Below are 19,245 nucleotides of genomic sequence, written 5' to 3'. Positions count from 1 at the left end.
CCCCTCCGTCCCCTTTTGCTAAAATCGGCGGATATTCGTTCCCCGAGCGTCCCATGACCTGCCGCACCCGCTTTGCCCCCAGTCCTACCGGCTACCTGCACATCGGCGGCGCCCGCACGGCGCTGTACTGCTGGCTGGAGGCCCGTCACCGTGGCGGCGAGTTCGTGCTGCGCATCGAGGACACCGACCGCGAGCGCAGCACGCAGGGCGCCATCGACGCGATCCTGGAAGCGATGGAGTGGCTGGGCCTGGGCTATGACGAAGGTCCGATCTACCAGACCCAGCGCGTGGCGCGCTACCTGGAAGTGGCCGAACAGCTGGTGGCCGACGGCAAGGCCTACTACGCCTACGAGACCCGCGAAGAGCTGGACGCGATGCGCGAGGCGGCCATGGCGAAGCAGGAAAAGCCGCGTTACAACGGCGCCGCACGCGAGCAGAACCTGCCTTGGCGCGATGACCCGAACCGGGTGATCCGCTTCAAGAATCCGCTCGACGGCACGGTGGTGTTCGACGACCTGATCAAGGGTCCCATCGAAATCGCCAACAGCGAGCTGGATGACATGGTGATCTTCCGCCCGGACGGCTACCCGACCTACAACTTCGCCGTGGTGGTGGACGACTGGGACATGGGCATCACCGAGGTGATCCGCGGCGATGACCACATCAACAACACCCCGCGCCAGATCAACCTGTACCTGGGCATCGGCGCGCCGGTGCCGAAGTTCGGGCATATGCCGATGATCCTGGACGAGCAGGGCGCCAAGCTGTCCAAGCGCACCGGCGCGGCCGACGTAATGCAGTACAAGGACGCCGGTTACCTGCCGGAGGCGCTGCTGAGCTACCTGGCCCGGTTGGGCTGGTCGCACGGTGACCAGGAGATCTTCACCCGCCAGGAGCTGATCGATCTGTTCGACGTGACCAACTGCAACTCCAAGGCGGCCCGACTGGACATGGCCAAGCTGGGCTGGGTCAACCAGCACTTCCTGAAGACCGAAACGCCTGCGTCCATCGCGCCGGCACTGGTCTACCAGCTGGAGAAGCTGGGCCTGGACCTGAACGCAGGCCCGTCCGCGGAAGATGTCGTGGTCGCCTTGCGCGAGCGCGTGCAGACGCTGAAGGAAATGGCCGAAAAGGCGGTGGTCTGGTACCAGCCGCTGGAAACCTACGACGAGGCGGCCGTGGCCAAGCACCTGAAGGCCGGCGCTGAACTGCCGCTGGGCAAGGCGCGCGAGCTGCTGGCGGCATTGCCGGAGTGGAACGCCGAAAGCGTGGGCGTGGCCCTGCATGATGCCGCCGCAGCGCTGGAGATCGGCATGGGCAAGGTCGCCCAACCGCTGCGCGTGGCCATCACCGGTACCCAGGTGAGCCCGGACATTTCGCAGACGGTGTACCTTGCCGGTCGCGATGAGGCCTTGAAACGCATCGATGTTGCCATTACCAAGGTAGTGGCCGCGGCCTGAAATCCGCCCGAACTGGAGAACCCGCATGTCCGCCAAGCACGCCTGCACGGCCCCGCACCACCACGTCCACGACGCGTCGGACTTCGTGGGGGTGGTCGAGCGCGTGTGCCGCGAGCGCGGACTGCGGCTGACTCCCATCCGCGCCAACGTACTGCGGCTGATCGCCGAGGCCGGCAAGCCGGTGAAGGCGTATGAACTGCTGGAGTGGGTGCGCAGCGGCAAGGGCGTGGGCGCTGACGCCCCGCCGACGGTATACCGCGCGCTGGATTTCCTGATGGCCAACGGGTTCGTACACAAGCTGGAATCGGTGAACGCCTTCGTGGCCTGCCATCATCCGAGCAGCGCGGCGCATTCAGTACCGTTCCTGATCTGCAACAGCTGCCACAGCGCGGTGGAGCTGGAAGACCGCGAGATCGTCAGCCAGCTGGAAAAGCGCGCCAAGGAGCTGGGATTCCAGCCGCAGGCACAGACGCTGGAAGTACACGGACTCTGCGCCCGCTGCGCGGGGTGAGTTTTTGCTGTTGCCGGGCCTGCGTCCCGGCGGCCCGCTTTTTCAGGCCACAGCAACGGCAACAACGGCGGGGCTGCTTGTTGGCGGGGCGGGGTGGCTGTGCAGGACACGTCGCAAGTACGTCCGTGTAGGCTCGCTTTTCGCCTCCATGCGAAAAGACGGTCCTGCACACCCACCCCGCCCCACCTTCGACGGGTCCATGGTGGCCCGGGAACATGCGGTAGCGCCGACCCATGGTCGGCGGAATGTTCCCGCCAACGGCCCGCTGCGCTCGCCGACCATGGGTCGGCGCTACCGCTTTTTCTCTTTTTCATACGCGGCGGGCGGCCCCCGGCCCACCCCAGACCCAGCGCAAAACGCCGCCCGCGAGGGGCCCAGCCGTTCGCCACAGAAAACTGCTTTCCGCACTGGAACCCCGGAGACGAAATCAGTCACGATGCACGGCTAACCTCCCCACTGCTTCCCTGGAACCCCCATCGTGCTGAGTGTCATTGCTTCCGTTCTCGCGTTGTACATCGTGCTGCGCCTGGTCTGGCCCCTGCGCCTGCCGCTGGCCGCGCGCCTGCTGCTCGCCGTGCTGGTGTTCGGCATGGCCCTGCACCATCGCATCGTCGCCCAGTTCGCCGGCACCATGGCCTCGCCGGAAATCCCGAAGATGGCCATCGCCGTGCTGGCGACCGGCTTCACTTCCCTGCTGCTGGGTGCGCTGTTCCTGCTGCTGCTGGATGCCGCGCTGCTGCTTGCGCGCCTGCTGCGCTGGGCCAAGGCAACCGCTGCATTGCGCGCGCGCTGGCTGCGTCCGGCGGCCGGCCTCACTGCCCTGGCGCTGGGCATTTTCGGGGTCAGCCAAGGCATGGCGGTGCCCAAGCCGCGCAACATCGAGGTGGAGATTGCCGGACTGCCAGCCGCCTTCGATGGCTATCGCGTGCTGCAGCTGACCGACATCCATGCCAGCCGCCTGCTGACCGGCGACTGGGTGCGCAGCGTCGTGGCCGAAAGCAACGCGTTGAAGCCGGACCTGGTGGTGATCACCGGTGACCTGATCGACGGCACGGTCGCTGCCCGTGCGGATGAGTTCCAGCCGCTGGGTGACCTGCAGGCACCGGACGGCGTCATCGCCATCACGGGCAACCACGAGTATTACGCGCAGTACACGCAATGGATGCAGGCGTTCCGCGGACTGGGCATGCAGGTGCTGGAAAACACCCATACCGAAGTGCGTCGTGGCGATGCGGCGCTGACCATCGCCGGTGTCACCGACCCGGTGGCAGAGCGCTACGACCTGCCGCAGCCGGACCTGGCAGCCGCCCTGCAGGGCGCCGATCCACAGGCGCCGGTGATCCTGCTCGACCATCGCCCGCGCGAGGCGCAGGCCAATGCAGCGCGCGGGGTGAAGCTGCAGCTGTCCGGCCACACCCACGGCGGCCATATCATCGGCATGGACCAGCTGGTGAAACGGGCCAACGGCGGCTATGTGTCCGGCCGCTACCAGGTGGGCGACATGACCCTGTACGTGAGCAACGGTGCGGGCCTGTGGCCGGGATTTGCCGCGCGCATCGGCGTGCCCTCGGAGATCACCCTGATCACCTTGAAGGCTGCGCCGAAAGCGCGGGAATGATCTCCGCGCCGATCTGTTCGATGACCTCTGCGGCGGGCCGCCCGCCGCTGAGGTTGAACATCACGTGGTCGACGCCGAGCGCGTGCATGCGCTGCAGGTAGTCGCGGACGGCAGCGCTGCCGCCACGCAGGCCCAGCTCCAGCGGCGTGGCCGGCGCTGCAGGATCTTCCAGCAGCTGCAGCTGCGCGGACTGCACGAAGGGCTTGCGTGCACTGCCGAGCTTCTGCCGCAGGGCGTGCTGCCACAGTCCGATCCGGCCTTCCTGCGTGGCTTCTTCGCGATGGTAGGTGGCCCAGCCGTCGGCATGTTCGGCGATCCACTGCAGGGACTGCCGGGCCGAGCCCACCACCAGCATCGGAACGCGTGCGGCCGGCGCGGGCAGGACCGGATAGCCGGCCTGCTGCAGCAGCAGCACACGCTCCTGCGCATCCGGCGACAGTGCCGCGCGCAGCAACGGCCAGCGTTCGCGGAACACCTGCGCGCGCTGCTCCAGCACGGCGCCGAACGCGGCGAACTCTTCGGGCCGGTCGCCCGAGCCCAGGCCCAGGATGAAACGCCCATTGGATATCCGGTCCAGGCTCAATACTGCCTTGGCGATGTGCAGCGGGTGGCGCAGCGGCAGCACCGCCGCGGCCAGTCCGATGGCGATGTGCGAAGTGGTGGTGGCGAGCAGGGTGAGCCAGACGAAAGGATCATCGACGGCACTGGCCTGCGGCGCGGTGGTGTCCGCAGGTGACCGCTGCGGCACCATCAACGGGACATCGCGCGCCCACAGCGCGGCAAAGCACTGTGCTTCGGCCAGGCGTGCCAGCGCGGCCGCCTGGTTTGGATCCGGCTGCGCACCGGCCTGGGTGCCCAAGGGCGTCATCAGGCCCAGTGTGAGCCGGCGCTGAGCGAACAGCGTGTCGTAAGCGGCATTATGTCCGGGCACGGGCGGTGTCCCTTTCTTCGAGGACTGCAGCCTACCTGCAACGCCGTGCAGCGGGCGCCACCTGCGATGGAATGCTGCAGGCCACTGCCGTGCGCGGCGTCCTTCACCCCTGCTGCGCTAGGGTGGCCGCTTCTGGAGCGGAGGCGGGCGGATGCAGCATCGGGCAGGAAGCGCGGTTGGTACGATGCATCGCCGCTCCATGTGGGTGGCGGCGTTGTCCACCGTCGTGGAGTGGTACGACTTCACCCTCTATCTCTACTTTGCCACCGTGCTGTCGCGGGTGTTCTTCGGCGGCGGCGAGACCGCCCTGCTGGCGACGCTTGCCGGCTTCGCGGTGTCCTACCTGATGCGTCCGTTGGGTGCGCTGTGTTTCGGCCATCTCGGCGACCGCCTGGGGCGCCGGTGGATGCTGCTCGCTTCGATGGCGCTGATGGCTGCGGCGATGTTGGCCACGGCGCTGCTGCCCACCCATGCCCAGATCGGTGCGAGCGCCGGCGTGCTGTTGTTGGCACTGCGCTGCGTGATGGCGTTTTCAGTGGGCGGGGAGTACACCGGCGTGGTCGCCTACCTGCTGGAAAGCGCGCCGCCGCGGCGACGCGGACTGGTGACCTCGCTGGCGTCCGCGGCAAGCGAGGTCGGGGCGCTGTTGGCGGTTGCGTTGTCGGCGCTGACCGTGGCGCTGCTGCCGCCGGCAGACCTGGATACCTGGGGCTGGCGGATCCCGTTCTTCGTCGGCGCCGCGCTGGCGCTGCTGATCCTGCTGGCGCGCTCGGGCATGCACGAATCGCCCGAGTTCGAACGCCAGCAACGCGAAGGCAGCGTGCCCAGTGCGCCGATCCGGCAGATCCTGCGCGACCACCCCGGCGCGGTGGCACGCACCTTCGCGATCTCCGCACTCGGTTCGATCACCTATTACGTAGGCATCACCTACGTGCCGGCGTTCCTGCACGCCAATGGACGCGGGGAGGGCGAAGCGTTGTGGCTGTCGACCATCGCCGCGGTGGCGGTGATCCTCGCCACGCCACTGTTCGGGCTGTTGTCGGACCGGTTTGGTCGGCGCCCGCTGCTGCTGGGGCTGACCCTGCTGTCGGCGCTGCTGCCGCTGTCGATGTTCGCGTGGATGGCGCAGGCATCGACGATGGGGGTGATTGCCGCGGCGGTGATCCTGGCCTGCGTGGCCGGAGGCATCAGTGCCGTGGCGGCCTCGGCCACGGCCGAACAGTTCCCCGGCGAAGGTCGGCTGAGCGGGCTGGCACTGGGCGTGACCATGGCCACGGCGGTATTCGGTGGCGCCACCCCGTGGCTGGCGCAGTGGTGGGTGGAGCGCAGCGGTTGGAATGCTGCGCCCGGTGCGATGATCGCCATCGTCGCGGTGCTGGTGCTGCCCGTGCTGTGGCGCCTGCCGGAGACCCGCCCGCTGCGGTAGCGCCGAGCGCAGCGGACGGCCGTGACGACCAACGGTCGTCACCCACCATCAAAGGACGGCCAGCGGCCGTCACCCACCACCAAAGGACGACCAACGGTCGTCACCCGCCACCAAAGGACGGCCAGCGGCCGTCCCTACCGTTACAACGACAGGGTTCTTTCGATGTCGGCCAACACGGCGCTGGCATCCACGCCGATCGCGATCGACTGCATCGCCTGGCCGTCCCACACGCTGGGACCAAACGCCATGCCGGCCGGCTTGGGGATGGTCATCCCGCGCGCGACACCGTCAGTGGCCACGCGCACGCTGGCATGCTCGAATTCGAACAGTTCCGGGCGGGTCAGCGCGATGCAGGCACAGCAGTCGTGCACCACCATGCCCTTGTGGCCGGCCTGCAGGTAGAAGTCCACGTAGTCCTGCGACAGCGCACGCACCAGGTCCGCATCGGCGCCACCGGCGTGGGCCAGTGCATCCAAGCCGTGGCGATCCATCTCCACCTGGGTGGTGACATCCAGGCCGATGGCGATCACCGGCCAGCTGGCGGTGAACACGATATCCGCGGCTTCGGCGTCGCCCCAGATGTTGGCCTCGGCGGCCGGGGTGATGTTGCCGTTGACATGGAACGCGCCGCCCATGATCACCACGCCGCGCACCAGCGAGGCGATATCCGGCGCTTCGCGCAGGGCCAGTGCCAGGTTGGTCATGCGGCCTACCGCGACCAGGGTGACCTGTCCGGGCTGCGCACGGACCAGGTCGATGATCAACTGGTGTGCGCTGCGCGGATCGGCGTCCACGTCCAGCTGTGCCGGCACCGGGTGGTTGCCCAGGCCGTTGTCACCGTGGATGTGCACCGGCCAGGCTTCGGGCTGGGCATCGGGCTGCAGCGGGCCGGCGGCGCCGCGCGCCACGGGCGCCTCCAGGCCCCAGGCCTGCTTCAGGAACAGCGCGTTGTGGGTGGTCGATTCGACGGCGGCATTGCCGAACACGGTGGTGACGGCCAGCAGGTTCACCTGCGGGTGCTTGTGCAGGTACAGCAGCGCCAGGGCGTCGTCGACGCCCGGGTCGGTATCGAAAATAACGTTGTGCATCATGTTGGTGTTCTTCTTCCGTCCGGGGTGGTGCGGGGCGCGCTCAGCGGCTGCCCGTAGCGTAGTGTCTCAAGTGTCCGGACATGATGACAGGCGGGCCCGGCGAGAGGGGGGCCGACGACCAACGATCGTCGCTACCGGGGCGGAGAGCGTGACGACCAACGGTCGTCACCCACCGAGGACGGTCGTCACTCACCAGGGGCGGCAATGCCCATCGGTAGCGCCGAGCCATGCTCGGCGAGCGCAGCGGCAGGGGCAGACGACCAGCGGTCGTCACTACCAGGGCAAGAGCGTGACGACCAACGGTCGTCACCCACCCTCAGTACTTCCAGCGCAGGCTGAAGGCCACGAAGCGCGGTTCGCCGTAGTTGTTGTAGTCCAGGTTGGCCCAGTAGGTCTTGTCGAGTGCGTTGCGTACGCTCAGCGTCGCCGTCCAGCTGTCGCTGATGCGGTAGTTGGCGTTGAACTGCACCAGCGCATACGCCGGCTGGTTCACCGTCACCGTGCCGCCCGGCGCGTAGGGCACGTTGAAGCCCTGCACCTTGCTCTGCCACTGCACGCCACCGCCCAGGGTCAGCCGCTCCCAGGCACCGCGCAGGCGCACGCTGGTGTTGAGCTGCAGGAAGTCTTCGGGCAGGTTCGCGTACAGCAGGTCGGTGGCCGCGCGGGTCACCTTGACGTGGGTGAAGCCGGCATTGACCGTCCAGCCCGGCAGGATCTCGCCGTTGAGGTCCATTTCCCAACCGCGCGCCTTGGTGCCGTTGATGCCGATGTAGGCCGAGCTGCCATCGCTGAGCGAACCGTCCGGCACGCTGGCATCGCGCACGGCATAGTTGTCCTGCTTCGCTTCGAATACCGCGGCATTGGCGGTGAAGCGGCCGTCCAGCCATTGCGACTTGATGCCTGCCTCGACATTCGACCCTTCCACCGGGGCCAGCAGGTTCTCGTTGCGGTCCTTGTAGTTCTGCGGATTGAAGATCTCGGTGTAGCTGGCATACCCGGAAACATTCGGGGTGATGTCATACACCAGGCCCACGTACGGGGTGACTTCGTCATCCACCTTGTAGGCGCCGCTGGTGGCGGTGTAGACGTTGGCGGTATTGTAGGCGCGGGTGCGGGTTTCCCACGAACTCAGGCGCGCGCCGGCGATCAGCGAAAGCGGTTCTGCCAGGCGCAGGCGGGTGGAGGCATACACGCCGCGCTGGGTGGTGCGCGCATCGCGGTGCGCGCCGGTGCGGTTGACCACCAGCTCCGGCGCCTTGCCATCCCAGGCGTGGATGTCGGGGATGTCGTAGCGCCAGCCGCCGGTGGGGGTCATGGTCCAGGCGGTGGACTGCAGGTCGGAGAAGCTGCCACCGAACACCACGTCGTGCTCGCGGCCGAACAGCCCGAAGGTGCCCGACAGATACACGTCCACGCCCTTGCGGGTGTCGTCGGTCTCGCCCGCCGCACCCAGCAGGTAGATGCCTGCGCCAGTGCTCGCATCCGGATACCCGCTGCCGTACACGCGCACGTTCTGCACGTTGCCGCGGGTGTAGGCGGTGTTGACCTTCAGCAGCCAGTTTTCGCCGAAACGCTGTTCCAGGTTGGCGAACGCGGTGCTGGTCTGGCGTTGCCACCTGGCCCAGTCCGGGGCCAGGTTGGTGCTGCGCGGCAGGTGCGCGAAGCTGCCGTCGCTGTTGAAGAACGGCACCGTGCCCCAGGTGGTGGCGGTGGGGTTGTTGTCCTGGGTCTGGAAGCCGACGGTGACGGTGGTGGAGTCGGTGAGGTCGCCTTCCAGTACCGCCATGCCGGACATCTTGTCCTCGCTGTAGCGGTCGTAGTAGTAGTCCTTGTCCTGCCAGGCGGCGACCACGCGGCTGCGGAAGCGGCCATCGGCGGTCAGCGGCGCGTTGACGTCGGCCTGCATGCGGCGGAAGTCCCAGCTGCCGGCACTGATCGCAAAGGACGCATCGAAATCCTTGCCCGGGCGCTTGCGCAGCAGGTTGACCGTGGCCGACGGCACGCCGGCGCCGCTGAGCAGGCCGTTGGCACCGCGGATCACTTCAATGCGGTCATAGAAGGCGGTGTCGTATTCCTGGTTGGTCGAACCGCTGTAGGTCGGCAGGCCATCCACCTGGAAATCGGTGATGGCAAAGCCGCGCGCGTAGTACAGCGGGCGCTGGGTGTCGTAGAAGGACACGTTGACGCCGGTGACGTTGCGCATCACGTCGTTGATGCTGAACAGCGATTCGTCCTGCAGGCGCTCCAGGCCGATCACGGTGCTGGACTGCGGCGTCTCCTGCAGGGTGATCGGCAGGCGCGTGGTGCTGGACGCAACGGCGCGGCTGCCGCGCACGCTGACTTCGTCGAGGGTCTTGGCATCCGGGGCGACGCTGGCATCGGCAAGGGTATCGGCCAGGGCAGGCGCGGTGGACAGCGCGGCCAGCAGGGCAACGGTCAGCGGTGCGTGGCGGAACGAGGGAATGGCGGTCATGGCGGCTTCGATGGGAGGCTTGGGGGTCAGGCAGGGCAACGCCGGCGAACGGCGCCGTCAGCAGCTGGAACAGGGGCCGTAAATGTAAATGATTATCAACACCTTTACAATTCGCATCGCTAAAGTGCACCAGGCAGATACACCAACGGCCACCCGAAGGTGGCCGTTGGTGATGTTGCCGGAAGCGGGCCGCAGGCTTACAGCGCCTGCATTTCCTCGTTCCTGTTGCGCTTCTCCTGCGGCGGCAACGGCGTTTCGGCCGGGCGCGCCACGGTTGCCGGAATGGCGGGCGGCTGGGTTACGTCGGCCGGCACGTCCAGGAACGGCAGCTTCAGCGTCTGGCTGGTCAGCGTGCGGATCTCGTTGGTCAGCGCCGGGCTCTCGTTGAGCTTGCGGCCGTAGGACGGCACGATCTCGCGCAGGCGGGCTTCCCAGCCGGCCTTCATCTCTTCCGGGAAGGCCTTGGCCATCAGGTCGAGCATGATCGGTGGCGAGGTCGAGGCACCCGGCGACGCGCCCAGCAGGGCGGCCAGGGTGTGGTCCTTGTCGGTCACGATCTCGGTGCCGAACTGCAGCAGCGGGCCCTTTTCCGGGTCGTTCTTGATGATCTGCACACGCTGTCCGGCGGTGACCAGGGTCCAGTCCTCGCGCTTGGCGTTGGGGTAGTACTTGACCAGCTCGGCCTGGCGGTCATCGTCGTTCAGCTGGGCCTGGCTCATCAGGTACTTCACCAGGTCCAGGTTGTCCGCGCCCACGTTCAGCATCGGCGCCACGTTGTTGTGGGTGACCGACGAATACAGGTCGAACCACGAGCCGTGCTTGAGGAACTTGGTGCTGTACAACGCAAACGGTCCGAACAGAACCACCGGCTTGCCATCCAGTTTGCGCGAATCCAGGTGCGGCACCGACATCGGCGGCGAACCGGTTTCGGCCATGCCGTAGGCCTTGACCCCGTGGCGCGAAGCGATCGCCGGATCCTTGAAGGCAAGGAACTGGCCGCCGACCGGGAAACCGCCGTAGTTCTTCGACTCCGGGATGCCCGACAGCTGCAACAGCTTCAGCGCGGCGCCACCGGCACCGATGAAGACGAAGCGCGCGTGGGTGGTGCTTTCGTTGCCGGACTTGAGGTCCTTGACGGTCACGTTCCAGGTCTTGTCGTCGTTCTGGCGCAGCGCGCTCACTTCATGGCCCAGGTGCAGGCCGAAGTTCGGGCTGCGCTTGAGCCCGTCGGTGAGCTGGCGGGTGATCACGCCGAAATTGACGTCGGTGCCCAGCGGCATCCAGGTCGCGGCAACCTTCTGGTTCGGGTCGCGACCTTCCATCAGCAGCGGGGCCCACGCCTTGATCTGCGCGGGATCTTCGGAGTACTGCATGCCGTAGAACAGCGGATTCTTCACCATTGCCTGCTGGCGCTTGCGCAGGAAATTGATGTTGTCATCGCCCCACACGAAGCTCATGTGCGGGGTGGCGTTGATGAAATCGCTCGGCTGGCTCAGGCGGCCCTGGCGGACCTGGTGCGACCAGAACTGGCGGGAGATCTCGAACTGTTCGGCGATGCCGACCGCGCGCTTGGTCTCGATGCTGCCATCGGGCAGCTCAGGCGTGTAGTTCAACTCGGCGAATGCCGAGTGCCCGGTGCCGGCATTGTTCCAGCCGTCCGAGCTCTCCTGGGCCACGCCGTCGAGCCGCTCGTAGATCTGGATGTTCCAGTCCGGCTGCAGTTCCTGCAGGTAGGTGGCCAGGGTGACGCTCATGATGCCAGCGCCGACCAGCACCACATCGACGGGTTTTTCGTTGCTTGCCGCCGGCACCGAGCGCGTGGTGAGCGGCCAGTACAGGAACAGTACCGACGACACCAACAGCAGCACGAGCAGGGCGACTAAAGCCTTGCCAAATTTCTTCATGGGAGTGATTCGTTTGGGGAGGGAATCAGGATGCGTGCCGGCCACATAAGCAGTGTGAAAAGACTTCAACCAGCGCGTGAACTGCGTCGGATGAGGCCGGTCACGGCGTCCAGTGGGCGTATTTTACCCGGTTGTGGTCCTGATTTGGTGCGACGCAGCATCCTGCGGGAGGCGCGCTGTGAGACGTGCCCCGCCGACGGGCCCTTGATGGTTCAGCGCTTGCGGCGGATCAGTGCGGTCGAGGCCCCCAGCACCGCCCGCGTCAGCAGGGCCATGGTCTGCACATCGCCCTTCCAGTGCTGCCAGTACAGCGGCACGTCTTCCCAGGCGCGCTGGCGCACGTACACCAGCCGCCCCGCGTCCAGGTGGCGCTTGACCAGCGGCAGTGGGTTCATGGTCCAGCCGAGCCCGCCCAGGTTGGCCTGCACGAAGGCGCGGGTGGAGGGAATCCACCAGGTGGGCGCCGTGTTGGGTACCTCCACCCCGGCCATGCGGCGGGCAAAACGCGCCTGCATGTCGTCCTTGCGGTTGAACACCAGCACCGGCGCCTGGGCCAGCGCCTGCGCGCTCACCCCCTTGCCGAAATGGCGGTCGCGGAATTCCGGGGTACAGGTGGCCGCGTAGCGGATGCTGCCCAGGGCATGGATCTGGCAGCCCTGCACCGGCTCGTCCAGCGTGGTCACCGCGCCCAGCACGGTGCCCTGGCGCAGCAGTTCCACGGTGTGGTCCTGGTCTTCCACGCGCAGGTCCAGGGTGGTACCGGTGACCTGGGCGAACTGCTGGGCGGCCTGCGGGAACCAGGTTTCCAGGCTGTCATGGTTGACCGCCACGGGAATGCTGGCCTGCGGCAGGTCCTCGTCGGCCAGCCCCATGCGGTGCAGTGCATCGTGTTCCAGCAGGGCGGTCTGCTCGGCCAGCTGCACCAGCACCTGGCCTTCGGCGGTCGCGGTAGCCGGTGCGCCACGCTTCACCAGTAGTCGGCCGACGCGGTCTTCCAGCGCTTTCACCCGCTGGGACACGGCCGATGCGGTGACATTGAGCGCCTGCGCGGCGCGGTCGAAGCTGCCTTCGCGGATGACCGCAGCGAGGGCGCGGAGCTGGGCATGGTCGACGCGCATGGCGATTAAGTTCTGCTAAAGAGGCTTAAGGAAGTTTAGCTTTTCTTGAGATTGGTGCAACGCGACAATACACCCCGTACCCGGTGCTGTCCGCCTTCGCGAGGCACCGCCCCCTGCTCCACGAGGTGTTCCCATGTTCTCGATCATTTCCGCCAGCACCGGCCTTGCGGCCTGGTTCAGTGGCGCCGCCACCGGCATCGGCCTGTTCGCCGTGGTCGGCGCGCAGAGCGCCTTCATCCTGCGCCAGGGCATCCTGCGCAAGCACATCGTGCCGGTCGTGGCGACCTGCGCGGCGATCGATGCGGTCTTCATCTTCGCCAGCGTGGCCGGGCTGCGCACCCTCATCCAGGCCGCGCCGTGGCTGACCAGTGCCGTGCTGTGGACCGGCGTGGCGTTCCTGGCGTGGTACGCGCTGAAGTCGGCGCGGCGCGCGATCGCCGGCGGCGGTGGCATGGGCGAAGCCGAAAGCGATGACGGCAGCCGCCGTGCCGTGCTGATGGCCGCGGTCGGCTTTTCGCTGATCAACCCGCACTTCTGGCTGGACATGATGGTGATCGGCTCCATCGCTGAAAACTTCGGCAACGACCGCATGGCCTACGCGGCCGGCGTGGTCACCGCCAGCTGCCTGTGGCTGACCGCGCAGGGCCTGGGCGCCCGCCTGCTGGCGCCGCTGTTCAACAAGCCAGGCACGTGGCGGGTGCTGGACGGCACCATCGCGGTGATCCTGAGCATCCTCGCGCTGACCCTCGCGGTCCGTGGCGTGAACTGATTCCACTCTCCAAGGTGGGGTGTGCAGGGCGGCATCGGAAACGGTGCCGCCTTTTTTTTCAGGTTTTCCTGATTCCCAATTCGTTCACCTCCTGTTTACAATCGCCCGGTCGCGGACATGGTGTCCGCAGGGGGCGGGATAAGGATGCGCAAGACGATACTGGCGGCGATGATCGCCGCGATGGCCCTGCCGATGATGGCAACGGCGGCGGACGTGGACCTGGACACGTTCCTCAAGCGCGACAGCTTCACCGATCTCAAGCTGTCGCCGAACGGCGACTACTACGCGGCAACCATTCCGCTGGAGAAGTCGACCGCCGTCGCCATCCTGCGCGTGGCCGACAGCCAGATCGTGGGGCGCTTCGTGCCGCCGGAGAACAACCATGCCGCGCGTTTCGACTGGGTCAGCGATGACCGGGTGTTGATCGAACTGGGCCAGAAGTTCGGTTCGCTCGACGAGCCGCAGCGCACCGGTGAGCTGTATTCGCTGCGTGCCAACACCACCAGCGGTGAGCTGCTGGTCGGCTACCGGGTGACCGGCGGCAACACCGGCACGCGCATTTCCGGCAAGAAGGCCGAGGCCGTCGCGGCGTTCCTCAGTGATGACCTGCCGAGCGATGACAAGCACGTGCTGATCGCGGTGACTTCGTTCAACGGCGACCCGTACACGCGCCTGGAGCGGATGGACGTGACCAGTGGGCGCCGCATCCCGGTGACCCGCTCGCCGGTGCAGCGTGCCGACTTCACCACCGATGCCGAAGGCAATGCGCGCTTCGCGCTGGGTGCCGGTTCGGACAACGTCAACAAGCTGTTCTACCGCGACCGCAACAATGAAAACTGGAGGCTGGTCAACGACGAGGCGGTGTCCAAGCGGATCGAGCGCGCGATCGGTTTCTCCGCCGACGGTGCGTTGGCCTACCTCAACGTGGAACAGCCTGCGGGACCGGACAAGATCATCAGTTGGAATCCGGTCAGCGGCGAACGCAGGGACCTGCTGCGCGACCCGATGGTCGACCCGGCGCGGCTGATCTACCGGCCGGGCACCGCGGTGCCGGTGGGCGCGCTGTTCCTCGGCGATACGCCGCGCACCCGCTTCTTCGACGAGACCTCTGCCGACGCCAAGCTGTATCGAAGCCTGGAATCGGCCTTCGGCGGGGACGCGGTCTTCATCACGTCCAGCACGCGCGACAGCAACAAGGTCCTGGTGGAGACGTTCTCCGGCCGTAATCCCGGTGATTTCTTCATCTACGACCAGAAGGCGAAGGCGGCCCAGCACGTGGTCAGCCGCAGCACCTGGATCGACCCGGCACAGACCGCACCGGTCCGCGCGATCACCGTCAAGGCACGTGACGGTTTGCCGCTGCACGGCTTCCTGACCACCCCGCACGGGCGCGAGGCGAAGAACCTGCCGATGGTGGTGCTGCCCCATGGCGGGCCGTTCGGCATCTTCGAAGATGGGACCTACGACAGCCAGGCGCAGATGCTGGCCAGTGCTGGTTATGCCGTGCTGCAGATGAACTTCCGCGGTTCCGGCAATTACGGCCGTGCGTTCGAACAGGCCGGTGCCCAGCAGTGGGGCATGGCGATGCAGGATGACCTGACCGATGCAACCCGCTGGGCGATCAGCGAAGGCGTCGCCAACAAGGCGAAGATCTGCGTCTACGGCGCCAGCTACGGCGCCTATGCGGCCCTGATGGGCGCGGCGAAGGAACCTGGCCTGTACCGCTGCGCCGCCGGTTACGTGGGGGTCTATGACCTGCCGATGATGCACAGTCGCGGCGACATCCAGCAACGGATGTCCGGGGAAACCTACCTGCGCGAATGGATCGGCCCGGCCGACAAGGTGCGCGACGTCTCGCCGGTCAACCTGGCATCGCAGATCAAGGTGCCGGTGTTCCTGGCGGCCGGTCGCGAAGACCAGCGTGCCCCGGTGCAGCACACCGAACGCATGGAAGCGGCACTGAAGCAGGCCGGCGTGCCGGTGGAAAGCCTGTACTACCCACGCGAAGGGCACGGCTTCTACGTCGATGCCAACCGTCGCGAGTACTACGGCAAGCTGCTTGCCTTCCTGTCGCAGAACCTCGGCGGTGACAAGGCGGCCGCGCCGAAGCCGGCCGCACCGTGACGGCAGGGCGGCATCGGCGACGGTGCCGCCTCTTCATTGACTGCACGACAGGACAGGCTGTCCGGGTAAAAGGGGATAAGGATGCGCAACATGATGTTGGCGGTGATGCTCGCTGCCCTGGTACCGGCGGTGTGTGCCGCCGGGGAAGTCGACCTGGAAAAATACCTGAAGCGGGATACCTTCACTGATCTGAAGATATCGCCGAGCGGCGAGTACTTCGCTGCGACCTTGCCGTTCGAAAAGCAGACCGGCGTGGTCATCCTGCGGGTGGCGGACAACCAGATCGTGTCGCGCTTCCTGCCGCCGGTGAACAATCACGCCGTCGGTTTCGACTGGGTCAGCAATGATCGCGTGCTGATCGAACTGGCCATGAAGTTCGGCTCGCTGGACCAGCCGCAGTTGACCGGTGAACTGTATTCGCTGAAGGCCAACGTCCCTAATGGCGGCAACCTGCTGGTGGGCCAGCGCAAGCTGCAATGGGTTGCTGCGTTCCTCGCCGACCAGTTGCCGCAGGACGAAAAGCACGTGCTGATTGCCGTTTCCACGTTCGGTGCGGAGCCGTACACCCGGCTGGAGCGCATGAACGTCGCGGACGGCCAACGCTGGACCGTGGCGCGGTCGCCCGTTCGCCGTGCCAGCTTCACCACCGATGGCCAGGGCCAGGGCCGCTTCGCGCTGGGGGCCGGCTCGGACAACATCAACAAGTTGTACTACCGGGACCGCAACAAGCAGGATTGGCGGATGCTCAACGACGAGGCGGTGACCTCGCGCATCGAGAGTGCCATAGGGTTCTCGGCCGACGGGGCGCTCGCCTATCTGATGGTCGAGCAGACCGATGGGCCGGACAGCATCGTCAGCTGGAACCCGGTCACCGACGAGCGCAGGCAAGTGCTTCGCGACCCGGTGGTGGATGTCACGCGGATCATCCACCGGCCCGGCACGTCCATCCCGGTGGGGGCGCTGTACATGGGCGACACGCCACGCACCCGCTTCTTCGATGAAGCGTCCGAGGACGCCAGGCTGTACCGCAGCCTGGAAGCCGCGTTCGGTGGTGACGCGGTCTACATCACCTCCAGTACGCGCGATGGCAGCAAGGTGCTGGTGCAGACCTTCTCGGCCCGCAATCCGGGTGATTTCTTCATCTACGACCAGAAGGCCAAGTCGGCCCAGCACCTGATCAGCCGAAGCGCATGGGTGGAACCTGACCTGGCCGCGCCGGTACGCGCAGTCACGATACAGTCCCGCGATGGCATGCAGCTGCACGGCTTCCTGACCACGCCGCACGGACGCGAAGCGAAGGGCCTGCCGATGGTGGTGCTGCCGCATGGCGGTCCGTTTGGTGTGTTCGACTCCGGTGCATACGACGAAGAATCCCAGTTGCTGGCGGCCGCCGGTTATGCCGTGCTGCAGCTGAATTTCCGCGGTTCGGGAAACTACGGCCGGGCCTACAAGGAGGCGGGCAAGCGTCAATGGGGCGGCGCCATGCAGGACGACGTGACCGATGCCACCCGGTGGGCGATTGCAGAGGGCATCGCCGATCGCGCGAAGATCTGCATCTACGGTGCCAGTTACGGCGCCTACGCCGCGCTGATGGGCGTGGCCAAGGAGCCGGACCTCTACCGGTGTGCCGCCGGTTATGTTGGTATCTACGACCTGCCGATGATGCACACGCGCGGCGACATCCAGGACAACAGGTCAGGCACGAACTACCTGCGTGAGTGGCTGGGCCCGGTAGACAAGGTGCGCGAGGTATCGCCGGTCAACCTGGCTTCGCAGATCAGGGTGCCGGTGTTCCTGGCGGCCGGCCGCGAAGACCAGCGTGCCCCGGTGCAGCACACCGAACGCATGGAAGCGGCACTGAAGAAGGCCGGCGTGCCGGTGGAAAGCCTGTACTACCCACGCGAAGGGCACGGCTTCTACGTCGATGCCAACCGTCGCGAGTACTACGGCAAGCTGCTTGCCTTCCTGTCGCAGAACCTCGGCGGTGACAAGGCGGCCGCGCCGTGAAAAAGGGGACGGAGGGAATTAATCTCGATTAATTCCCTCCGTCCCCCTTTTTCTTACTTCACTCCGTGCATCATGCGGCGAAGCAGGGGGGCGGTGGCGAAGGCAAGCACGGCGCAGCCCAGGCCGATCCACATCAGCAGCCAGAACAGGTGGGCGTAGCTGGCCGAGGCGCTCACCAGGTCCAGCGTTTCGCCTTCGGGCACTTCGATGGCGGCCAGCTTGCCGAACAGCGCGGCCAGCGTTTCAGAGAACGCTGTGGCCAGGAACCAGGTGCCCATCATCAGGCTGACCACGCGCGGCACCGCCAACTGGGTGACCGCCGACAGACCCACCGGGGACAGGCACATCTCGCCACTGGCCAGCAGGAAGTAGGCCAGCACCAGCCACCACACACTGGCCATCTGGCCGGTGGCGCCGACCTGCTGCGCGGCCAGCGCCAGTGGCACGAACGACAGTGCGCCGAGCACCAGGCCGATCGACGATTTCATCGCCTTGCCCGGTTCGGCACGACGGCGGTCCAGCCACGCCCACAGCAGCGCGAACAACGGCGCCAGCACCACCAGGAACAACCCGCCCAGGTAGGTGAGCGAGCCGGCGGTCTGCGGGATGACCAGGCAATCGCGGACCAGCAGCACCAGCATCACCAGCACGATGGCGATGAACATGCGGCGCGGCCATGGCGAGCCGGGCGAACGGTCGGACAAGCGCGCGCTGACCACGAAACCCAGCGGCGCCAGCAGCAGCGACAGGATCGACCACGGCAGCGGGGTGCCATCGCGGATCACCAGCGCGGGCACGATGTCCTTGGTCAGCAGGCGATCGGTGAAGGTGACCCATGAGCCGTAGCTCTGCTCGTACAGGGTGAAGAACACCAGCGCCATCAGGATCAGCGCCATCAGCGCGATCATCTGCTGGCGCTGCACCGGCGTGCAGCGGGTGCCGGTGAACCAGGCGAACCACAGCAGCACGCCCCCCAGCACCACCAGCATCAGCATCAGCGCGAGGCTGATTTCACCGCCGAGTGCGAAGGCGCCGTTGCCGGCGGCCCACATCAGCCACGCCACCGGCAGCACCGCCAGCACCGCGCCGGCGTAGATCAGCCACTCGCGCGGCAGGCCCAGCACACGTTCACGCAGCGAAGCCGGATCACGCGGTTCGGCGTGGCCGTGCAGGTACTTCTGCCCCCACAGGAACATGCCCAGCCCGACCAGCATGCCGATGCCGGCCGCGCCGAAGCCGTACTTCCAGCCGTAGGCTTCACCGAGGAAGCCGCACACCAGCGAAGCGAACAGGGCGCCCAGGTTGATGCCGGCGTAGAACAGCGAAAAGCCGGAATCGCGGCGCGGATCGTCTTCGGCGTACAGCTTGCCGACGATGGTGGAGATGTTCGGCTTCAGGAAGCCGACCCCCATGATGATCAGCGCCAGCGACAGGTACGTGATGGCCAACGCACCGGTATCGCGCACTACCTGTCCGTTTTCCAGATAGGCCCCGTGCCCTTCGACCGCCATGCCGAGGTGGCCGAGCACCAGCAGCACGCCGCCGAACAGCACCGCCCGGCGCATGCCCAGCCAGCGGTCGGCCAGCATCCCGCCGAACACCGGGATGCAGTACACCAGCCCGCCGTAGGCGCCGAGCAGGTCCAGCCCGGCCTTGTCGCCGAACAGGTGGTACTTGGTGAGATACAGCAGCAGCAGCGCCTTCATGCCGTAGAAGGAGAAGCGCTCCCACATTTCGGTGAAGAAGCAGACGTAGACGCCCTTGGGGTGGCCCAGGAAGTCGTCATTGGCAGCGATGGCGGTCATCGGTTCGG

Annotated in this window: 13 protein-coding genes; 7 read left to right on the top strand and 6 right to left on the bottom strand. The window is 66.6% G+C overall.

Annotated features, from left to right (window positions below; translation table 11 throughout):
- The first annotated feature begins 53 nt into the window (after window positions 1–53).
- The 3 genes from gltX (at window position 54) to ABE522_RS09795 (ending at window position 3,589) form a co-directional block, all read left to right on the top strand.
- Complete coding sequence (gene gltX / locus ABE522_RS09805; protein WP_346591525.1) at window positions 54–1,460, top strand: glutamate--tRNA ligase; 1,407 nt, start codon at window positions 54–56, stop codon at window positions 1,458–1,460.
- A gap of 25 nt (window positions 1,461–1,485) precedes the next feature.
- On the top strand, window positions 1,486–1,971 hold the full coding sequence (locus ABE522_RS09800; RefSeq protein ID WP_042612667.1) for a Fur family transcriptional regulator: 486 nt from the start codon (window positions 1,486–1,488) through the stop codon (window positions 1,969–1,971).
- Window positions 1,972–2,449: 478 nt separating this feature from the next.
- On the top strand, window positions 2,450–3,589 hold the full coding sequence (locus ABE522_RS09795) for a metallophosphoesterase (protein ID WP_346591524.1): 1,140 nt from the start codon (window positions 2,450–2,452) through the stop codon (window positions 3,587–3,589).
- Here ABE522_RS09795 and ABE522_RS09790 read toward each other — a convergent pair.
- Window positions 3,555–4,520: a TIGR03571 family LLM class oxidoreductase gene (locus ABE522_RS09790; RefSeq protein WP_346591523.1), complete on the bottom strand. Its 966-nt coding sequence runs from the start codon at window positions 4,518–4,520 to the stop codon at window positions 3,555–3,557. The two genes, ABE522_RS09795 and ABE522_RS09790, sit on opposite strands and share 35 nt — an antisense overlap.
- A gap of 184 nt (window positions 4,521–4,704) precedes the next feature.
- On the opposite strand from ABE522_RS09790, the gene ABE522_RS09785 reads away from it, so the two are divergent.
- On the top strand, window positions 4,705–5,946 hold the full coding sequence (locus ABE522_RS09785; RefSeq protein WP_346591522.1) for an MFS transporter: 1,242 nt from the start codon (window positions 4,705–4,707) through the stop codon (window positions 5,944–5,946).
- A 140-nt stretch (window positions 5,947–6,086) separates the two neighbouring features.
- On the opposite strand, the gene ABE522_RS09780 is transcribed toward ABE522_RS09785, so the two are convergent.
- The 4 genes from ABE522_RS09780 to ABE522_RS09765 all read right to left on the bottom strand — a co-directional run bounded on the left by ABE522_RS09780 (window position 6,087) and on the right by ABE522_RS09765 (window position 12,532).
- Window positions 6,087–7,034, bottom strand: coding sequence for a nucleoside hydrolase (locus ABE522_RS09780; protein ID WP_346591533.1), 948 nt, complete (start codon window positions 7,032–7,034; stop codon window positions 6,087–6,089).
- Between the two features lie 319 nt (window positions 7,035–7,353).
- Window positions 7,354–9,510: a TonB-dependent siderophore receptor gene (locus tag ABE522_RS09775; RefSeq protein ID WP_346591521.1), complete on the bottom strand. Its 2,157-nt coding sequence runs from the start codon at window positions 9,508–9,510 to the stop codon at window positions 7,354–7,356.
- 197 nt (window positions 9,511–9,707) lie between these two features.
- Complete coding sequence (gene mqo / locus ABE522_RS09770) at window positions 9,708–11,414, bottom strand: malate dehydrogenase (quinone) (protein WP_346591520.1); 1,707 nt, start codon at window positions 11,412–11,414, stop codon at window positions 9,708–9,710.
- A gap of 212 nt (window positions 11,415–11,626) precedes the next feature.
- Entirely contained in the window at window positions 11,627–12,532 is a 906-nt protein-coding gene (locus tag ABE522_RS09765) for a LysR family transcriptional regulator ArgP (protein WP_042614669.1), read from the bottom strand.
- 133 nt (window positions 12,533–12,665) lie between these two features.
- Here ABE522_RS09765 and ABE522_RS09760 point away from each other — a divergent pair, with 133 nt between their 5' ends.
- The 3 genes from ABE522_RS09760 to ABE522_RS09750 all read left to right on the top strand — a co-directional run bounded on the left by ABE522_RS09760 (window position 12,666) and on the right by ABE522_RS09750 (window position 17,432).
- The gene (locus ABE522_RS09760) at window positions 12,666–13,301 is read left to right on the top strand and encodes a LysE/ArgO family amino acid transporter (RefSeq protein ID WP_042614668.1); all 636 of its coding nucleotides are present in this window, start codon (window positions 12,666–12,668) and stop codon (window positions 13,299–13,301) included.
- A gap of 144 nt (window positions 13,302–13,445) precedes the next feature.
- On the top strand, window positions 13,446–15,425 hold the full coding sequence (locus tag ABE522_RS09755) for an alpha/beta hydrolase family protein (protein ID WP_346591519.1): 1,980 nt from the start codon (window positions 13,446–13,448) through the stop codon (window positions 15,423–15,425).
- 81 nt (window positions 15,426–15,506) lie between these two features.
- Window positions 15,507–17,432 carry an alpha/beta hydrolase family protein gene (locus ABE522_RS09750; RefSeq protein ID WP_346591518.1) on the top strand — a complete coding sequence of 642 codons (1,926 nt, stop codon included), beginning with the start codon at window positions 15,507–15,509 and terminating at the stop codon, window positions 17,430–17,432.
- Between the two features lie 53 nt (window positions 17,433–17,485).
- On the opposite strand, the gene ABE522_RS09745 is transcribed toward ABE522_RS09750, so the two are convergent.
- Window positions 17,486–19,237, bottom strand: a complete 1,752-nt coding sequence (locus tag ABE522_RS09745; RefSeq protein ID WP_346591517.1) for a peptide MFS transporter — start codon at window positions 19,235–19,237, stop codon at window positions 17,486–17,488.
- Window positions 19,238–19,245 lie beyond the last annotated feature (8 nt).

The sequence above is a fragment of the Stenotrophomonas lacuserhaii genome (assembly GCF_039674585.1).
Lineage (GTDB): Bacteria > Pseudomonadota > Gammaproteobacteria > Xanthomonadales > Xanthomonadaceae > Stenotrophomonas > Stenotrophomonas pennii_A.
The sequence above is the reverse complement of the archived record's forward strand: the minus strand, read 5'-3'. Positions and strand labels throughout refer to the sequence as shown.

Excerpts from the sequence above, each read along its gene's own strand:
- gltX (WP_346591525.1), top strand. The coding sequence starts at position 54 with ATGACCTGCCGCACCCGCTTTGCCCCCAGTCCTACCGGCTACCTGCAC.
- ABE522_RS09800 (WP_042612667.1), top strand. The coding sequence starts at position 1,486 with ATGTCCGCCAAGCACGCCTGCACGGCCCCGCACCACCACGTCCACGAC.
- ABE522_RS09785 (WP_346591522.1), top strand. The coding sequence starts at position 4,705 with ATGCATCGCCGCTCCATGTGGGTGGCGGCGTTGTCCACCGTCGTGGAG.
- ABE522_RS09780 (WP_346591533.1), bottom strand. The coding sequence starts at position 7,034 with ATGCACAACGTTATTTTCGATACCGACCCGGGCGTCGACGACGCCCTG.
- ABE522_RS09775 (WP_346591521.1), bottom strand. The coding sequence starts at position 9,510 with ATGACCGCCATTCCCTCGTTCCGCCACGCACCGCTGACCGTTGCCCTG.
- mqo (WP_346591520.1), bottom strand. The coding sequence starts at position 11,414 with ATGAAGAAATTTGGCAAGGCTTTAGTCGCCCTGCTCGTGCTGCTGTTG.
- ABE522_RS09765 (WP_042614669.1), bottom strand. The coding sequence starts at position 12,532 with ATGCGCGTCGACCATGCCCAGCTCCGCGCCCTCGCTGCGGTCATCCGC.
- ABE522_RS09760 (WP_042614668.1), top strand. The coding sequence starts at position 12,666 with ATGTTCTCGATCATTTCCGCCAGCACCGGCCTTGCGGCCTGGTTCAGT.
- ABE522_RS09755 (WP_346591519.1), top strand. The coding sequence starts at position 13,446 with ATGCGCAAGACGATACTGGCGGCGATGATCGCCGCGATGGCCCTGCCG.
- ABE522_RS09750 (WP_346591518.1), top strand. The coding sequence starts at position 15,507 with ATGCGCAACATGATGTTGGCGGTGATGCTCGCTGCCCTGGTACCGGCG.
- ABE522_RS09745 (WP_346591517.1), bottom strand. The coding sequence starts at position 19,237 with ATGACCGCCATCGCTGCCAATGACGACTTCCTGGGCCACCCCAAGGGC.